This is a genomic window from Crenobacter caeni (assembly GCF_010435965.1).
GTDB classification, from domain to species: domain Bacteria; phylum Pseudomonadota; class Gammaproteobacteria; order Burkholderiales; family Chromobacteriaceae; genus Craterilacuibacter; species Craterilacuibacter caeni.
In genome coordinates this window covers 92,826-108,568 of sequence record NZ_JAAGAA010000006.1, presented here as the reverse complement: position 1 = coordinate 108,568, position 15,743 = coordinate 92,826, and the positions used below count along the sequence as shown (strand labels likewise).

General features: G+C 68.2%; 15 protein-coding genes. 9 read left to right on the top strand and 6 right to left on the bottom strand.

Annotation, left to right across the window (positions count from 1 at the left end; translation table 11 throughout):
* Nucleotides 1-4: 4 nt before the first annotated feature.
* The 4 genes from GZH52_RS08600 to GZH52_RS08585 are packed head-to-tail and all read left to right on the top strand — an operon-like array spanning nucleotide 5 to nucleotide 3,610.
* A complete protein-coding gene (locus GZH52_RS08600) occupies nucleotides 5-1,051 on the top strand; it encodes a hemin-degrading factor (protein WP_163316073.1) in 1,047 nt (348 codons plus the stop codon).
* Nucleotides 1,044-1,835, top strand: a complete 792-nt coding sequence (locus GZH52_RS08595) for a heme/hemin ABC transporter substrate-binding protein (protein ID WP_163316072.1) — start codon at nucleotides 1,044-1,046, stop codon at nucleotides 1,833-1,835. The genes GZH52_RS08600 and GZH52_RS08595 overlap by 8 nt, the downstream gene beginning before the upstream one ends.
* 49 nt (nucleotides 1,836-1,884) lie before the next feature.
* Nucleotides 1,885-2,832: a FecCD family ABC transporter permease gene (locus tag GZH52_RS08590; protein WP_163316185.1), complete on the top strand. Its 948-nt coding sequence runs from the start codon at nucleotides 1,885-1,887 to the stop codon at nucleotides 2,830-2,832.
* Nucleotides 2,825-3,610, top strand: a complete 786-nt coding sequence (locus tag GZH52_RS08585) for an ABC transporter ATP-binding protein (RefSeq protein WP_163316071.1) — start codon at nucleotides 2,825-2,827, stop codon at nucleotides 3,608-3,610. Before GZH52_RS08590 ends, GZH52_RS08585 begins: the two co-directional genes overlap by 8 nt.
* Nucleotides 3,611-3,679: 69 nt before the next feature.
* On the opposite strand, the gene GZH52_RS08580 is transcribed toward GZH52_RS08585, so the two are convergent.
* The 3 genes from GZH52_RS08580 to ahpC all read right to left on the bottom strand — a co-directional run bounded on the left by GZH52_RS08580 (nucleotide 3,680) and on the right by ahpC (nucleotide 6,569).
* The gene (locus tag GZH52_RS08580) at nucleotides 3,680-4,042 is read right to left on the bottom strand and encodes a hypothetical protein (RefSeq protein WP_163316070.1); all 363 of its coding nucleotides are present in this window, start codon (nucleotides 4,040-4,042) and stop codon (nucleotides 3,680-3,682) included.
* A gap of 301 nt (nucleotides 4,043-4,343) precedes the next feature.
* Entirely contained in the window at nucleotides 4,344-5,897 is a 1,554-nt protein-coding gene (ahpF, locus tag GZH52_RS08575) for an alkyl hydroperoxide reductase subunit F (protein WP_163316069.1), read from the bottom strand.
* A gap of 108 nt (nucleotides 5,898-6,005) precedes the next feature.
* Nucleotides 6,006-6,569 (bottom strand): alkyl hydroperoxide reductase subunit C, encoded by a 564-nt coding sequence (ahpC, locus tag GZH52_RS08570; protein WP_136552252.1) that lies wholly within the window; start codon nucleotides 6,567-6,569, stop codon nucleotides 6,006-6,008.
* A gap of 238 nt (nucleotides 6,570-6,807) precedes the next feature.
* Between ahpC and GZH52_RS08565 the strand changes: the two genes are divergently transcribed.
* The 3 genes from GZH52_RS08565 (at nucleotide 6,808) to GZH52_RS08555 (ending at nucleotide 10,703) form a co-directional block, all read left to right on the top strand.
* Nucleotides 6,808-7,266, top strand: coding sequence for a LapA family protein (locus GZH52_RS08565; protein ID WP_163316068.1), 459 nt, complete (start codon nucleotides 6,808-6,810; stop codon nucleotides 7,264-7,266).
* 96 nt (nucleotides 7,267-7,362) lie between these two features.
* Nucleotides 7,363-8,988 (top strand): acyl-CoA dehydrogenase family protein, encoded by a 1,626-nt coding sequence (locus tag GZH52_RS08560; RefSeq protein ID WP_163316067.1) that lies wholly within the window; start codon nucleotides 7,363-7,365, stop codon nucleotides 8,986-8,988.
* A gap of 74 nt (nucleotides 8,989-9,062) precedes the next feature.
* Nucleotides 9,063-10,703 (top strand): EAL domain-containing protein, encoded by a 1,641-nt coding sequence (locus tag GZH52_RS08555; RefSeq protein WP_163316066.1) that lies wholly within the window; start codon nucleotides 9,063-9,065, stop codon nucleotides 10,701-10,703.
* Between the two features lie 139 nt (nucleotides 10,704-10,842).
* Here the strand turns inward: GZH52_RS08555 and GZH52_RS08550 are convergent, their stop codons facing one another.
* Genes GZH52_RS08550 through GZH52_RS08540 form a run of 3 tightly spaced genes read right to left on the bottom strand, consistent with a single transcriptional unit; the run spans nucleotide 10,843 to nucleotide 13,386 of the window.
* Nucleotides 10,843-11,691, bottom strand: a complete 849-nt coding sequence (locus GZH52_RS08550; protein WP_163316065.1) for a 23S rRNA (adenine(2030)-N(6))-methyltransferase RlmJ — start codon at nucleotides 11,689-11,691, stop codon at nucleotides 10,843-10,845.
* 16 nt (nucleotides 11,692-11,707) lie between these two features.
* Nucleotides 11,708-12,454, bottom strand: coding sequence for a pseudouridine synthase (locus tag GZH52_RS08545; protein ID WP_163316064.1), 747 nt, complete (start codon nucleotides 12,452-12,454; stop codon nucleotides 11,708-11,710).
* A 35-nt stretch (nucleotides 12,455-12,489) separates the two neighbouring features.
* Nucleotides 12,490-13,386 carry a LysR family transcriptional regulator gene (locus GZH52_RS08540; RefSeq protein WP_163316063.1) on the bottom strand — a complete coding sequence of 299 codons (897 nt, stop codon included), beginning with the start codon at nucleotides 13,384-13,386 and terminating at the stop codon, nucleotides 12,490-12,492.
* 121 nt (nucleotides 13,387-13,507) lie between these two features.
* On the opposite strand from GZH52_RS08540, the gene htpX reads away from it, so the two are divergent.
* Nucleotides 13,508-14,383 carry a protease HtpX gene (gene htpX, locus GZH52_RS08535; protein ID WP_163316062.1) on the top strand — a complete coding sequence of 292 codons (876 nt, stop codon included), beginning with the start codon at nucleotides 13,508-13,510 and terminating at the stop codon, nucleotides 14,381-14,383.
* A gap of 199 nt (nucleotides 14,384-14,582) precedes the next feature.
* Nucleotides 14,583-15,560, top strand: a complete 978-nt coding sequence (locus GZH52_RS08530) for a TerC family protein (RefSeq protein ID WP_432417433.1) — start codon at nucleotides 14,583-14,585, stop codon at nucleotides 15,558-15,560.
* The last annotated feature ends 183 nt before the right edge of the window (nucleotides 15,561-15,743 follow it).

Sequence of the window (15,743 nt, the reverse complement as noted above, 5' to 3'; positions counted from 1 at the left end):
CACCATGGACATGGCGAACCTGAGCCTGATCGAACAACTCGCCCGCCTGCGCGAAGAGGTGCCCGGCGTCTACCCGCGCGACGCCGCGCGTCACTTGGGCGTTACCGAGTGCGAACTCGTGCACGCCGACCCTGGGGCGAGTGCGCTGGATACGGCGGATCTGCCGGCGCTGCTCTCGGCAATCGAGCCCTTGGGTGAAGTGATGGCGCTCGCGCGCAACGACGCCTGCGTGCACGAACTGGTCGGGTACTACGGCAACGTCCAGTTCGAGGGCAAGGTCGGTCTCGCGATCAACGAGGTGATCGACCTGCGTTTCTTCCTCTACGGCTGGGCGTACGCGTACGCGCTGGTGACAAACGACGCCCGCGGCGAGCGCCGTTCGCTGCAGTTCTTCGACAAGCACGGCACCGCGATCCAGAAGGTGTTCCTGCGCCCGGACAGTGACGTCGCCGCGTTCGACGCGCTGGTCAGGCGCTTTGCCACCCAGCGCGACGAGCCCTCTCCCGAACCGGTGGCGCCGGCGCCGGCCGAACTTGCCGACAGCGAAATCGACGCGGCGGCATTCCAGTCCGAATGGCTGGCACTGCGCGACGTGCACGGCTTCCATCCGCTGCTGCGGCGCCACCGGCTCACGCGACGCCAGGCCTTCCGTCTGGCGCCGCCCGGCCAGGCGTGGCGGGTGCGCACCGACGCGGTCGAGACGCTGCTGCGCCGCGTGGCGGCGACCCGGGTGCCGATGATGGCGTTCGCCGGCAACAGCGGGGTGATCCAGATCCACACCGGCACCATCGACCGGGTCGAGGTGCGCGGCAACTGGCTGAACATTCTCGACCCCGCCTTCAGCCTGCACCTTGACATGCCCAAGGTGACCGAGGCATGGGTCGCCCACAAGCCGGGCGATAACGGTGTGGTCACCTCGCTCGAGCTGTTCGACGCCGCCGGCGTGTCCCTGCTCACACTGTTCGGCGAGCGCAAGGGCGGCCACAGCGAGCGGCCCGAGTGGCGCAAGCTCCTGTGCGAACTTTCGGTGCTGGAGGGCGAAGATGCGTAAGCCCCTGCTTGCCCTCGCGCTCTCGATGGGCGTGCTCGGCTCCGGCGCGCACGCGGCCGAGCGCATCGCGGTGCTCACCAGCGATGTTGCCGAGATCGTCGTCGCGCTCGGCGCCGCGAACGAGGTGGTCGCCCGCGACCGTGCCAGCCGCATGCGAGAGTTGGCGCACGCCAGCGAGATCGGCTTCATGCGCTCGCTGTCGGCCGAGACCATCGCGGGCAGCCGGCCGACGCTGGCGATCGGCAGCAGCGCGGCGCAGCCGCCGACGCTGTGGCCGCAACTGCGCGCGGTCGGCGTGCGTGCCGAGCAGGTGGCGCTCGCCGAGGACGGCAGCGATTTCGCGCAGGCAATCCGCCGGGTCGGCACGCTGATCGACAAACGCGCCGCGGCCGACGCGCTCGCGCGCGACTGGCAGGCGAAGATGGCGCCCCGCAAACCGACCGCCCGCCGCTATCTCGTCAGCTACGACGGCGCGATGGTCGCCGGGCGCGGCACGCCGGCCGACACGCTGATCGCAGCCGCCGGCGGCGTCAACGCGGCCGCCGGCATCCAGGGCTACAAGGTATTGTCGCGCGAGGCGTGGCGCACGCTCGCGCCGGACGTGATCGTGCTGGCCGCGCACAACGCGCCGGTGCACGGCGGCGCCGCAGCGTTCGCCAGGCGCCCGGAAATCGCCGCGACGGCGGCGGGGCGCAGCGGCAAGGTCGTCGAGATGAGCGCGCGCGACGCGATGATGGTCACGCTGGATAGCCCGGCCGTCGTCGACCGCCTGCGGAGGCTGTGACATGGCGCTGACGCTTGTGCGCCCGGCTACGCGTGCCCGGCCTACGCCGATGGCCATGCTGTGCGCGGCCCTGGCTGCCGCGACGTTGCTGCTGCCGCTACTCGCGCTCTCAAGCCAGGGCGGCAGCCTTGCCTGGCCGGACCTGGCCGACCCGCTGACACAGGCGCTGCGCGTGCCGCGCATCCTGACCGCGCTGACGGTCGGCGCGGCGCTCGCGGCCAGCGGCGCCGCCTTGCAGGCGCTGTTCCGCAACCCGCTGGCCGACCCCGGGCTGGTCGGCACGTCCAGCGGCGCCGCGCTCGCGGTAGTGTGCGTGCTCGCGCTGGGCGCGGGCAGCCTGTCCTTGCCCTTGGCCGCCTTCGGCGGCGGCCTCGCGGCGACCTGGCTGATCCTCGCGCTGTCGCGCCTGGTGCGCGGCGGGCTTGCCGGCTTGCTGCTGATGGGGCTGGTGGTCGGCGCCTTCTGCGGCGCGCTGATCAGCCTGATCCTCTTCATGTCCGACGATCTGACGCTGCGCTCGGCCAGCGCGTGGCTCGCCGGCAACCTGGCGTCGGCGACCGGCGAGCGCCTTGTCGCGTGCGCGGCGGCCGCGCTGGCGGGGCTGCTGCTGTTGCTTTGGATCGCGCGCGACCTCGACTGCCTGCTGCTGGGCGAGGACGCCGCGCGCTCGCTCGGCGTCGACGTGCGCCGAACGCGGCGCCTGGCCGCCGTCGGCGCGGCGCTGGCGACCGGCGGTGCGGTCGCGCTCTCCGGCGTGATCGGCTTTGTCGGCATGATGGTGCCCAACCTGGTCGCGGTGCTGGTCGGCGGCTGCCGCCGCCGGCTGATCCTGCTCTCGGCGTGGGCGGGCGCGCTGTTCCTGCTCGCGGCCGATACGCTGGCGCGCACGCTGGTGTGGCCGGTCGACCTGCCGGTCGGGCTGGTCGCCGCGTTTGCCGGCCCGCCGTTCTTCGTCTGGCTGTTCGCCCGCCAGCAAAGGAGCCTGATCGATGGCTGACACCGCTTTCGAAGTACACGCGGCGAGCGTGCGCCTGGGCGCGCGTGAGGTGCTCTCAAGCGTCAGCCTGGCGCTGCCCGCCGGGCAGCTGTGCGCGCTGTTGGGGCCGAACGGAGCCGGCAAGACCACGCTGCTGCGCCTGCTCGCGGGGCTGCTTTCGCCTGCGGCGGGGGACGTCAGGCTGTTTGGCGAGCCTGTGCACGGGATGACCGGCGCCGAGCGCGCGCGGCGCATCGCCTACGTGCCGCAGCATGTGCCCGCCGGCCTGCCACTGACCGTCGCCGAATTCGTGATGCTGGGGCGCATTCCGCACCTGGGCCCGTTTTCCCGGCCCAAGCCGGCCGACCGTGCCGCGGTCGGTGAAGTGCTCGAACAGTGCGAGCTGCAGGCGATGGCGGACAAGCGGCTCGACGCGCTCTCCGGCGGCGAGCGCCAGCGCGCGGCCATCGCGCGCGCACTCGCGCAACAGGCGCCCGTGCTGCTGCTCGACGAGCCGACCAACCACCTCGACCTGCGCCAGCAGTACCGGCTGCAGCGGCTGCTGCAAAGGCTGGCCGCCGCGGGGCACACCATCGTCGAGGTGCTGCACGACCTGACGTTGGCCGCCAACCACGCGAGCTGCCTTGCGCTGATGGACGGCGGCCAGTTGGTCGCCTGCGGCAGCGCCGTGAGCGTGCTTGACGCGCCAAGGCTCTCGCGCGTTTACGGCTGGCCCTTGGCCGTCGGCTGCGGCGAGGCCGGCTGGCAACTGGCCAGCGCGGCGGCGAGCAATTACTGAGCCGGGCCCCGGCAAACACAAAGGCGCAGCAAGTGAAAACTTGCTGCGCCTTTGTCTGCTTTGCGTGCCTTAGCCGCGGACGTTTTCCAGTTCGCGTTCGGTGACAAACATGGTCATCGTCCTGCCGCGGATGTACAGGCCGTCGCCGACTCGGTCGAGCGTCACCATGGCCTTGCGTTCGGTGTCGATGATCAGGCCGTTCTTCTCCAGGTCCGCCACCGCGCGGGTCTTGCCGCGGCGGGTCATGGCCTTGAGTATGTCGCCCTTGCGCAGCGAGAAGCTGACGTTGGGGATGCGGGACTTGAATTCGATCTTGCCGCCTTGTTCGTAAGCGCGGATCTTGGTCAGCTTTCCGTCGACGGAGCCCGCGTGGCTCGTAGCCGGAAAAGTCGAGACGGCCGCCACAAACAGCGGAATGATCAGTTTTTTCATGTTCAGCCCTTTTGGGGAGTGCTTGAGTTCATGCGGTGGGTACGCGCATGGATGCGCTGCCATGCCTTACGCGCGCCATCAGCCTGGCGTGCCGTCGCGGTGGCGACCCTCGCGAATGTTCCTGATGAGGAGGGCGGCATGTTGGCACGCGGCCGGCACGGTCGACAGGCGCTGTGAACTATTTCACAGCCGGCGGCCATGAACGTGCGCTGCGCGGGGGTGAGGGTGGATCCGGGCGGGGGGGCGGGGGAAATGCAAACCGCCCGCTTAAGGCGGGCGGTCTGGCGGGGAAGGCCGGGGCTTACTTGCCGGCCGAACTGCGGATCAGGTGGTCGAACGCGCCAAGCGAAGCCTTCGCGCCTTCGCCCATGGCGACGATGATCTGTTTGTACGGCACCGTCGTGCAGTCGCCGGCGGCGAATACGCCCGGCAGCGAGGTCTGGCCACGGGCGTCGATCACGATCTCGCCGCGGTTGCTCAATTCCAGCGTGCCCTTGAGCCAGTCGGTGTTCGGCAACAGGCCGATCTGCACGAACACGCCCTCCAGTTCGACATGGCGCGCTTCGCCGCTGACACGGTCGAGGTAGGCGAGGCCGTTCACCTTGTTGCCGTCGCCGGTCACTTCGGTGGTCTGCGCGCTCTTGACGACGGTCACGTTGGGCAGGCTCGCGAGCTTCTGCTGCAGCACCGCGTCGGCTCTGAGCGCGCTGTCGAATTCGAGCAGCGTGACATGGCTGACGACGCCGGCCAGATCGATCGCCGCCTCGACGCCGGAGTTGCCGCCGCCGATCACCGCGACGCGCTTGCCCTTGAACAGCGGGCCGTCGCAGTGCGGGCAGTAGGCGACGCCGCGGCCGCGGTATTCCTTCTCGCCCGGCACGTTCATCTCGCGCCAGCGCGCGCCGGTGGCGATGATCACCGACTTGCTCTTCAGCACCGCGCCGTTTTCCAGCGTCACCTCGATCAGGTCACCCGCCGTGAGCTTGGTCGCCTTTTGCAGGTTCATCACGTCGACGTCGTACTGCTTCACGTGTTCTTCGAGCGCCATCGCGAGCTTCGGACCTTCGGTTTCCTTCACCGAGATGAAGTTCTCGATGGCGAGCGTGTCCATCACCTGACCGCCGAAACGCTCGGCGGCGACGCCGGTGCGGATGCCCTTGCGTGCGGCGTAGATCGCGGCGGAAGCGCCGGCCGGGCCGCCGCCGACCACCAGCACGTCGAACGCGTCTTTCGCATTAAGTTTTTCCGCGTCGCGGCCGGCGGCGCCGGTGTCGAGGCGGGCGACGATTTCCTCGATGCCCATCCGGCCCTGGCCGAAGTGTTCGCCGTTGACGAACACGGTCGGCACCGCCATCACCTGGCGACGGTCGACTTCGCCCTGGAACAGCGCGCCGTCGATCATGGTGCTGGTCGCCCCCGGGTTGAGCACGGCGATCAGGTTGAGCGCCTGCACCACGTCCGGGCAGTTATGGCAGGACAGCGAGACGAAGGTCTCGAAATTGAGCGGGCCTGGCAGCGCGCGGATCGCGGCGATGGTATCGGCCGAGACCTTGGGCGGGTGGCCGCCGGTCTGCAACAGCGCGAGCACCAGCGAGGTGAACTCGTGCCCCATCGGTATGCCGGCAAAGTGGATGCGCGGCGCTTCGCCTTCGCTAGCGACGCCGAACGACGGGCGCAGCGCGTGCTGGCCGTCGTCGCGGAGGCTGACCTTGTCCGACAGCGCGGCGATTTCGCCCAAAAGCGTGCGCATTTCCTGCGCCTTCGCGCTGTCGTCAAGGCTGGCGACAAGTTCGATCGGGCGCTGCAGTTTTTCGAGGTAGGCGGCAAGCTGGGTTTTGATCTGTGCGTCGAGCATCACGGTTTTCCTCTGTGGGCATTCATTGAAAAGCGGCCTCGGCGAGGCCGCTTTGCGGTGAAAACCCCGGCCGCCCAGTGCGGGCGGCGGGATTTATTTCGGGCAGCCTTAGATCTTGCCGACCAGGTCGAGCGACGGTGCCAGGGTGGCGTCGCCTTCCTTCCACTTAGCCGGGCACACTTCGCCCGGGTGGCTGGCGACGTACTGGGCCGCCTTGACCTTGCGCAGCAGTTCCAGCGCGTCACGGCCGATGCCGCCTGCGTTCACTTCGATGATCTGTACCTTGCCTTCCGGGTCGATCACGAAGGTACCGCGGTCTGCCAGGCCGGCCTCTTCGATCATCACGCCGAAGTTGCGGGTGATGGTGCCGGTCGGGTCGCCGATCATCGGGTACTGGATCTTGCCGATGGTGTCGGAGGTGTCGTGCCACGCCTTGTGGGTGAAGTGGGTGTCGGTCGACACGGCGTAGATTTCGACGCCGAGCTTCTGGAATTCGGCGTAGTTGTCGGCCAGGTCGCCCAGTTCGGTCGGGCAGACGAAGGTGAAGTCGGCCGGGTAGAAGAACACCACCGACCACTTGCCCTTCAGGTCAGCGTCGGACACGGTGATGAACTTGCCGCCGTGGAAGGCCTGGGCGGTGAACGGCTTCACTTCGGAATTGATCGAGATCATGCTGTTTTCTCCTTTTGGGTGGTTCGGTTGGCTTTCGATGCGTGCATCTTACGCAGTGCAGATACTTCAATCCAATTAATTGATTGGATTGCCTTGATAGATAGAGTCTATCCATAAGTCTTTTGGAATACAATGATTGTATATTTTCCACGGGATTAGTTCCATGTGTGCTCGGGCATCCTGCGCGGAGGGCGGCTAAAGTGAATGTCATCATCCCACTGTCCGACCGGAGCGCCCGATGCCGTTGTTTGCCCTGTTGTTGTTCGCCGTGCTGGCGGTCGCTTTCGTCGCGCTGAACTGGCCGGCGATCGTCACCGTCAGCGACCTCTCGTTCGGCTTCTTCCACTTCCAGGCGCCGCTGGGGCTGATCCTGCTCGGGGTCGCCGTGATCGAGGCGGCACTGTTCCTCGTCTATATCGTCTGGCTGCAAGGCGGCGTGCTGCTCGAGGCCCGCCGCAATTCGCGCGCGCTCGCCGACGCGCGCGCGCTGGCCGAGCAGGCCGAGGCTTCGCGCTTTTCCGAGCTCAAGCACCAGCTGAGCGCGTCGCTCGCCGAGCAGGCCGACGCGCAACAGCAGGGCTTCGCACGGCTCGCAGAGAAGATCGACGAGAGCGCCAACGGGCTCGCCGCCAGCGTCGGCGAGCTGGAAGACCGCCTGTTCCGCGGCGCGCCCGGCGACACGGCGCGTGGTGGCTGAGCGCTCCCTTTAGCGCCTTGTCATTATTGTTGGCAGGGCTATTTTTAGAGCAATACCGCCGAATGCCGGCGGACGCTTCTGTCTGTGGATGCCGCCATGCCCGTTTCCTTGCCGAACAACCAGGTCCCGGACTGCCTGCCCGACCCTTGGGCCGACGACCCTTTGCTGCAGCAGACGCTCGCCGGCTGCGACCATACACAGCGAAGCCGCCTTGCCGCGTTCGGTCAGTTGCTCGCCGGCGAGGAGGCGGCGGGCTGGGCGCGCGACGCGAACGCCTGCGCGCCGCAGCTGGTCAGCCACGACGCGCGAGGCGAACGCATCGACACGGTGCGCTTTCATCCGGCTTGGCACGCACTGATGGCGCTGTGGCGGAGGGAGGGGCTGCACCGGATGCCCGAGCGCGGCAACGCCGACGGCTTCCTTGCGCGCGGTGCAGCCTTCTTCATGGCCGGCCAGCTCGAGTCCGGCGCCTTGTGCCCGACCACCATGACCTTCGCCGCGCAGCCCTTGCTCGCGTCGTCCGCCTACGGCATCGCCTGGTTGCCGGGAGCCGCGGCAGACGGCTACGACTCGCGCGACGTCCCATGGCGCGACAAGCACGCGCTGGTGCTGGGCATGGGGCTGACCGAGCGGCAGGGTGGCTCGGATCTGCGCGGCAACGAAGCGCGCGCGGTGGCCTCGGACGACGGCAGCTACCGCTTGTCTGGCCACAAGTGGTTCTATTCGGCACCGATGGCGGACGGCCATCTGGTGCTCTCCCGCCAGGCGGACGCCCACGACGCGCTGTCGTGCTTCTTGCTGCCGCGCTGGCGGCGCGACAGCACGCGCAACGGCGTGGCGATCACCCGCCTGAAGGACAAGGTCGGCAACCGCTCGAATGCCAGCGCCGAGGTGGTGTTCGACGACGCCGAAGCCTGGCCGTGCGGCGAGGCCGGGCGGGGCATCCGCACCCTGATCGAGATGGCGACCTACACCCGGCTCGATTGCGTGCTGGGCAGCGCGGCGCTGATGCGCGGCGCGACCGCGCAGGCCGTCCACCACGCGCGCTGCCGGCACGCGTTCGGCCGTACGCTCGCGGCGCAGCCGCTGATGCAGGCGGTGCTCGCCGACCTCGCGCTGGAAACCGAGGCGGCGACCCGGCTGGCGCTCGCGCTTGCCGCCGCGTTCGGGCGGGCGGATGCCTTGTCGCTCGCGTGGCGGCGCATCGTGACGCCGGCCGCCAAGTTCTGGGTGTGCAAGCGCGCCGAGGCCGTCTGCGCCGAAGCGATGGAGGTGTGCGGCGGCAACGGTTACGTCGAGACGGGGCCACTCGCGCGGTATTTTCGCGAGGCGCCGGTCAATTCGATCTGGGAGGGCTCGGGCAACGTGATGTGCCTGGACGTGCTGCGTGCCGTGCGCCAGTCGCCGGAATTGGCCGAAGTGCTGCTTGCCGACCTAGCCGCCGGCGTCGCCGCCGACAAGCCGATGCGCCACGCGCTGGGCGAGTTGCAGCGGCTGTTCGCGCTGGACGCCGAGCTGCTTCAGGCGCGCGCGCGCGCCGTCGCCACCACGCTCGCTCTGCTGGTGCAGGGCGTCTTGATGCGGCGCGGCGCGCCGGACGCGCGCGCCGACCTGTTCGTCGCGAGCCGCTTCGGGGAAGGTGGCGCGCTGTTTGGCGCGCTGGACGCCGACGCGGCCACGCGCACGGCTGTGTGCGCCGGACTCTACCCGGAGCGCGCGTGAGCGGCGTGGGGGCTCTACCGGGAACGGGGGCGCCGCTTAATCGGCTGCGCGCGCGGCTTTCCACTTGCCTCAGGGTGCAGCAAGCCGCGGGGGTTGGCGGCTGGGAGGTCGACCTCGTGCACCGGCGGGTGCGCGCGGACGCGCAGTGCTGGCGGATGTTCGGCTACGCGGCGTACGCGTTCGAGTTGGGGGTCGACGACATGCTGGCGCGGGTACACCCGGAGGACGTCGGCCTGCTCGGCGCCGAGGTGGCCGAACAGTTGTGCCTGAGCGGCCGATTCGAGGCCGAATTCCGCATCCGCCACCGCGACGGGCAGTGGCTATGGCTGGTGGCGCGCGGCAGCGTCGGTGCGCGCACACCGGACGGCGCACCGCTGCTGCTGGTCGGCGCGCTGGCCGACATCACCGAGCGCAAGCGCTCCGAGCAGCGCGCGTCCCGCCTCGCGTACTACGACGCGCTGACCGGACTGCCGAACCGGCGCTTGCTGCTCGACCGGCTGGCGCTTGCGCAGGCCAGTTTCCAGCGCAACCGGCGCCTGGGCGCGCTGATCTATATCGACCTCGACTACTTCAAGCAGCTGAACGACACGCTGGGGCACGACGCGGGCGATAAGGTGCTGTGCGAGACGGGGCGGCGGCTGATCGACTGCGTGCGTACCGCCGACACCGTCGCGCGCATCGGCGGAGACGAATTCGTGGTGATGGTCGAGGCGCTCGCCACCGACGTACACGGGGCGGGGCTGCAGGCCGAAGCGGTCGCGCGCAAGATCCTCGCCGGGCTGTGCCGGCCGTTCGAGGTGTCCGGCCACACGCACCTGCTGGGCGGCAGCCTAGGCGTCGCGCTGTTTGGCGGCGACGAGACGGCGCCGGAGAGCCTGTTGCAGCGGGCGGACCTGGCGATGTATCACGCCAAGCGCGCCGGACGGCACGCGATCCGCTTCTTCGACCCTCAGATGCAGGCCGAGGTCGAGGCCCGCGCCCGCCTGGCCGCCGCGCTGGCCGACGCGATGGAAGACGGCGCGCTGCAACTGCATGTGCAAAGGCAGTTCGGCGCGGCAGGCGAGGTGACCGGCGCCGAGGCGCTGCTGCGCTGGCAGCACCCTGAACATGGCTGGCTGCGCGGACGCGAGATCATGGCGCTGGTGCAGGAGAGCGCGCTCGCCGCGCAACTCGGGCGCTGGGTGCTCGAGGCGGCGTGCGCCGAGCTCTCCCGCTGGCAGCAGGACGCCGCCCGCCGGCAGTGGACGCTGGCGGTCAACCTGAGCGAGGCTCAGCTCTACCACCCCGATTACCCTGGCGAGCTTGCCGCCGTGCTCTCCCGCCACGGGGTGCCGCCCGCGCGCTTGCAGCTGGAAATCGGTGAGCCGCTATTGGCCCGGCGGCCCGAGGCGGTCGGCGAGCGACTGTGCGCGCTTTCCAAGATCGGCGTAGGTCTGGTGCTCGACGACTTCGGCAGCGGGCTGACCGCGCTCTTCGCGCTGCGCCACCAGCCCTTTGTCGCGTTCAAGGTCGACTGCCGGGTGCTGTTCGAGGCGATGGACGGCGAAAGCGCGCCGACGCTGTGCCGCGCCTTCCTCACGCTTGCCGAGTCGATGCGCGTCGAGATGGTCGCGCGCGGCGTCGAGACTACCGCGCAGCACGCGCTGCTCAGCGAGGCGGGCTGCCGGCGCTTTCAGGGCGAGCTCTTCGCGCCGGTCGAACCCAGCCGGCCCTAGAGCGTATTCACGCTCTCGCGAGCGAGGGAGAGTCAAGGTCAAAACGGCTGAGAAAGCGGAATGTACAGGTGGCACATGAGCATTTCGAAGCTGTTTTCAACGCCGTATCGGCGATGCGCAGCAGATCGTGAACAGGTTCTTAGAGGTCGCCGCCCTGTTCGATGACGTAACGCGCGCCCTTGTCGAGCGCGAGCCGTTCGGCGAGGTAGGGCAGCACCTCGCGCATGGTCGCAGGCAGCGTCCACGGCGCGTTGAGGATGAACATTCCGCTGCCGTACATGCCGAAGCCGTCGGCGGCGGGCGTTGCAACATCCAGGCGCACGTTCAGCCAGTTCTTCGCCGGCAGCTTCTTCAGCGCGTCGACCATGTCCCCGACTTCGCGGCGGGCGAGGCAGGGGTACCACACCGCGTAGACGCCGGTGGCGAAACGGCGCAGCGCGTCTTTCAGTGCCGTGACGACGCGCTGGTAGTCGCGCTTGTCCTCGTACGGCGGGTCGATCAGCGTCAGCGCACGGCGCGGCGGCGGCGGCAACAGGCTCTTGATCGCCTCGAAGCCGTCGGCCTGCTGCACCTGTACCCGCCGCTTCTGCTCGTCGAAGTTGCCGGCAAGCAGCGGCGCGTCGCTCGGGTGCAGCTCGAAGAGGCGCAGCTTGTCGGTGCCGGCCATCGCCTCGGCGGCGACCCAGGGCGAGCCCGGGTAGTGGCGCAGCACGCCGTCCGTGTTCAGCCGGCGCACCAGCTCGACGTAGCGCGTCACCGCCTCGGGCGCGTCGGTCTCGTCCCACAGGCGCGCGATGCCGCCCGCGTACTCGGCGTTCTTGGCGGCGAAGCCCTCGGTCAGCGCGTAGACGCCGGCGCCGGCGTGGGTGTCGATATACCAGAACGGTTTGCCCTTGAGCGACAGGTAGTCGATCAGCGCAAGTTCGGTCAGGTGCTTGAGCACGTCGGCGTGGTTGCCGGCGTGAAAGCCGTGTCGGTAGCTGAGCATGGCGTATCCCTTGAATTCAGGGGGCGGATTGTAGCAAGGCCGCCGCCAGCGCGTCCTGCCAGCCAAGTTCGCTGACCACGCGCGCGAAACGGCCGCCGATTGGCGCGTTGACGGTCAGCATGCCGCCGTCCGGGTGCGGGAAGGTGAGCCTTGCGCAATGCAGCAGCATGCGGTCGGCGCCGAAGGCGGACGCGAAGTAGCGGTTGTGCGCACCGCGGCCGAAGGTCGAGTCGCCGATGATGGGGTGGGCGATATGCTTGAGGTGGCGGCGCAACTGGTGGCGGCGGCCGGTCTCGGGCGAGAGTTCGACCAGCGCGTAGCGGCTTTGCGGGTAGCGTTCGATCAGCACCGGCAGCTCGGCGCGCGCGAGCGTGCGGTAGCGGGTGCGCGCGTCCTGCGCCTCGCCGCGCTTGTCGGGCGGCACCTGTTCGACGTCGTCGTAGCGGCGGCTGAGCGCGTAATCGATCACGCCCTCGTCGTCAGGCCAGCCGCGCACCACGGCGAGGTAGGTCTTGTCGACCTGCTGCGCCTCGAAGGCTTGGCCGAGCGCGCGCGCCGCGTCCTTGTCGAGCGCGAAGGCGAGCACGCCGGAGGTGCCCTTGTCGAGACGGTGCACCGCGTACACCCTTTGCCCTAACTGGTCGCGCAACAGTTGCAGCGCGAAGCGCGTCTCGTGCCAGTCGAGCACGGAACGGTGGACGATCAGGCCGGAGGGTTTGTCGATGACGGCCAGCCGCGAATCCAGATGGAGAATGTTCAGCATGCGCGCACTGTAGCCGATCGCGCGCGTGCGCGAAATCAGCGCGCCTCGTCGCTGCCGGCTGCCCAGATCGCGGCGACCGCCTTGTGGCGGATCTTCTTGCGGTTGGCGATCGCCCAGTACTGCTCGAACACGCTGCCGATATCGCCGACCTTCTCGACGCCGAAGTGGCCGGTGATGTCGGCGCTGGCAAACGACGGGGCAGGGAACAGCCCGAAGCCCCGGCCGCCGAAGGTCTTCATCAGCGCGCCGTCCTCGAATTCGCCGACCACCCGCACGCGCACGCCGATCTCGGAGAGCCACGCCTCGACCTGCCCGCGCAGCACGTTGTCGCGGGTCGGCATCAACAGCGGCGCGCCGGATAGCGAAGCGGGAAAACCTTGCCGGTAGCGGCCGGCCAATTCCGGCGTGCCGTAGACGCCGACCGGGCAGCGCGCGAGCAGGCGCGACTCGAACTGCGCCTGGCCGGCCAGCGCCGGGCGGTCGGAGAGCACGATGTCCAGCCGGTGCAGCGCCAGCTCGTTCAGCAGCTCGTCGAAGCTCCCCTCGCGGCAGGTCAGCCTGAGCGCGTCGGTTGCGCTGAGCGCCGGTTCGAGCAGGTGGTAGCTGACCGTCTTGGGGACGACGTCGGCGACGCCGGCGCTCAGGCGCAGCGTGCGCTCGAGCGACGCGTCGCGCAGCGCGTCGGTCAGCTGCTCGCCCAAGAGGAAGATCTGGTCGGCGTAGCTGAGCGCGGCGCGGCCGGCCTCGGTCAGCTCCAGCGTGCGGCCGACCTGCGTGAACAGTGCCTGCCCGAGCGCGGCTTCCAGCCGCGACACCTGGCCGCTGACCGTCTGCGCGCTCATGCCCAGCCGTTCGGCGGCCCGGGTGACGCTGCCTTCGCGCGCGACTGCCCAGAAGTAACGCAGGTGGTGGTAGTTCAGGGTCTCTATCATCTGAAAAACTCGGAATTATTCTCAGAAATTATCCGATTTTATCATTCAATCATCTTCGCTAACATGAACTTATGTCAGTGGGCTCGGTCTACCGGCCCATGAACCTGAAAGGAAAGACAAAGTGAAACGCGTGATTCTGCTGATCGCGACCAATATCGCGGTGATGCTGGTGCTCAGCGTGGTGGTGCAGGTGCTGGGCGTCAACCGCTTCCTGACCGCCAACGGCCTCAACCTCGGCATGCTGCTGGTGTTCTCCGCCGTGCTCGGCTTCGGCGGTGCCTTCATCTCGCTGGCGATGTCCAAGACCATCGCCAAATGGTCGACCGGCGCGCAGGTGATCGAAACCCCGCGCAACGAGACCGAGGCGTGGCTGATGCAGACCGTGCACAAGCTCGCCACCCGCGCCAACTTGCCGATGCCCGAGGTGGCGATCTACGAGGGCGCGCCCAACGCTTTCGCGACCGGCGCGAGTAAGTCCAGCTCGCTGGTCGCGGTGTCGACCGGGTTGCTTACAAGTATGACGCACGAGGAAGTCGAAGCGGTGCTCGCGCACGAGGTCGCGCACATCGCCAACGGCGACATGGTGACGCTGACGCTGATCCAGGGCGTGGTCAACACCTTCGTGTTCTTCCTGGCCCGCGTGGTTGGCTACCTGGTCGACAGCTTCCTGCGCCGCAACGACGAGGAGTCGTCCGGTACCGGCATCGGCTACTTCGTGACGGTGATCATCTGCGAAATCCTGTTCGGCATCCTCGCGTCGATGATCGTGATGTACTTCTCGCGCCAGCGCGAATTCCGCGCCGACGCGGGTGCCGCGACCCTGATGGGCTCGCCGGTGCCGATGGCGCACGCGCTGCAGCGCCTGGGCGGGCTGACTCCGGGCGCCTTGCCGCAGAACATGGCTGCCTCGGGCATCGCCGGCGGTGGCGGCCTGATGGCGCTGTTCGCTTCGCACCCGAGCATCGAGGAGCGCCTCGCGCGCCTGGCTGCCCGCTAAACGGATTCCCTCTCTCCACCCTTGGTGGTATTTGCTCCCGGGGCGCCTTGGCGCCCCGTTTTTTTGCCTGATCATTCGAAAAATACGGATGATTTATAGTATTAATCCGCATTAATCGTTAGTTAAAATGGATATACACTTGCCTTGTACCGACGCGTCTGCGCGGTGCAGCCAATTGAAAGAGTGAGCCATGGAATTGATGACTGTCCCGTTTGTCGGCTACCCGCTGTGGGTGTGGCTGATGTTCTTCCTGATCGTGGTCGCGCTGCTCGCGTTCGACCTGGGTGTGCTGCACAAGGAGCAGCGAGAGATCACCGTCAGCGAAAGCCTGAAGCTGTCGGCGTTCTACATTGCGCTGGGTCTGGCCTTCGGCGGCTGGATCTGGTGGTACAAGGGGGCGGACGCCGGCATGGCCTACCTGACCGGCTACGTGGTCGAGAAGTCGCTGTCGATGGACAACGTGTTCGTGATCGCGCTGATCTTTTCGAGTCTCGCCGTGCCGCGCATCTACCAGCACCGCGTGCTGTTCTGGGGCATCCTGGGCGTGATCCTGATGCGTGCGGTGATGATCGGCCTGGGTGCGGTGCTGGTCGCGCAGTACCAGTGGGTGCTGCTGGTGTTCGGTGCCTTCCTGGTGTTCACCGGCGTCAAGATGCTGGTCGCCGACGACGAGCACCCGGACATCGAGCACAACAAGCTGTACCGCTGGCTGCGCACACACCTGCGCTTCACGCCGACGCTGCACGGCGAGAAGTTCTGGGTGCGCGGCGAGGCGCACGGCCTTAGCCGTGGCTGGTGGGCAACCCCGCTGTTGCTCGCGCTGGTGCTGGTCGAGAGCGCGGACCTGATCTTCGCGGTCGACAGCATCCCGGCGATCTTCGCGATCACGCAGGACCCGTTCATCGTGTACACGTCGAACATCTTCGCGATCCTCGGCCTGCGCGCGCTCTACTTCGCGCTGGCTGCGATGGTGCACCGCTTCCACTACCTGAAGTACGCGCTGTCGCTGGTGCTGGTGTTCATTGGCGTGAAGGTCGCGCTGGTCTATCTGAACGATATCGGCATGGTCGCGCTGAAGGTGCCGACGCCGCTGTCGCTGGGGGTGACCTTCGGCCTGCTGTTCGCCGGCGTCGTCTACTCGCTGTACAAGACGCGCAACGACCCGCCGGCGGTTTGATCCTCCCTGCGTCGCCGCGATGGCGGCGCCTTGTACCGGAGCCCCTGATGGGGCTCCGTTTTTATTGGTGCGGGTTCAAAGGCCTGGGCGTCATCGGCAAAGGTGGGCGAGGTGCGTCAACTTGTATATGCTGAATGCAAAGGATGGCTTGGTCTTTTGCGTCGCCCAATGTCGATAAAGTGC

What these genes read in the sequence shown, in the direction of transcription:
- GZH52_RS08565 (WP_163316068.1), top strand. Translation starts at nt 6,808, where the DNA reads ATGCCGTTGTTTGCCCTGTTGTTGTTCGCCGTGCTGGCGGTCGCTTTC.
- ahpC (WP_136552252.1), bottom strand. Translation starts at nt 6,569, where the DNA reads ATGATCTCGATCAATTCCGAAGTGAAGCCGTTCACCGCCCAGGCCTTC.
- GZH52_RS08560 (WP_163316067.1), top strand. Translation starts at nt 7,363, where the DNA reads ATGCCCGTTTCCTTGCCGAACAACCAGGTCCCGGACTGCCTGCCCGAC.
- GZH52_RS08545 (WP_163316064.1), bottom strand. Translation starts at nt 12,454, where the DNA reads ATGCTGAACATTCTCCATCTGGATTCGCGGCTGGCCGTCATCGACAAA.
- GZH52_RS08600 (WP_163316073.1), top strand. Translation starts at nt 5, where the DNA reads ATGGACATGGCGAACCTGAGCCTGATCGAACAACTCGCCCGCCTGCGC.
- GZH52_RS08590 (WP_163316185.1), top strand. Translation starts at nt 1,885, where the DNA reads ATGGCCATGCTGTGCGCGGCCCTGGCTGCCGCGACGTTGCTGCTGCCG.
- GZH52_RS08540 (WP_163316063.1), bottom strand. Translation starts at nt 13,386, where the DNA reads ATGATAGAGACCCTGAACTACCACCACCTGCGTTACTTCTGGGCAGTC.
- GZH52_RS08585 (WP_163316071.1), top strand. Translation starts at nt 2,825, where the DNA reads ATGGCTGACACCGCTTTCGAAGTACACGCGGCGAGCGTGCGCCTGGGC.
- GZH52_RS08580 (WP_163316070.1), bottom strand. Translation starts at nt 4,042, where the DNA reads ATGAAAAAACTGATCATTCCGCTGTTTGTGGCGGCCGTCTCGACTTTT.
- GZH52_RS08530 (WP_432417433.1), top strand. Translation starts at nt 14,583, where the DNA reads ATGACTGTCCCGTTTGTCGGCTACCCGCTGTGGGTGTGGCTGATGTTC.
- ahpF (WP_163316069.1), bottom strand. Translation starts at nt 5,897, where the DNA reads ATGCTCGACGCACAGATCAAAACCCAGCTTGCCGCCTACCTCGAAAAA.
- GZH52_RS08550 (WP_163316065.1), bottom strand. Translation starts at nt 11,691, where the DNA reads ATGCTCAGCTACCGACACGGCTTTCACGCCGGCAACCACGCCGACGTG.
- GZH52_RS08595 (WP_163316072.1), top strand. Translation starts at nt 1,044, where the DNA reads ATGCGTAAGCCCCTGCTTGCCCTCGCGCTCTCGATGGGCGTGCTCGGC.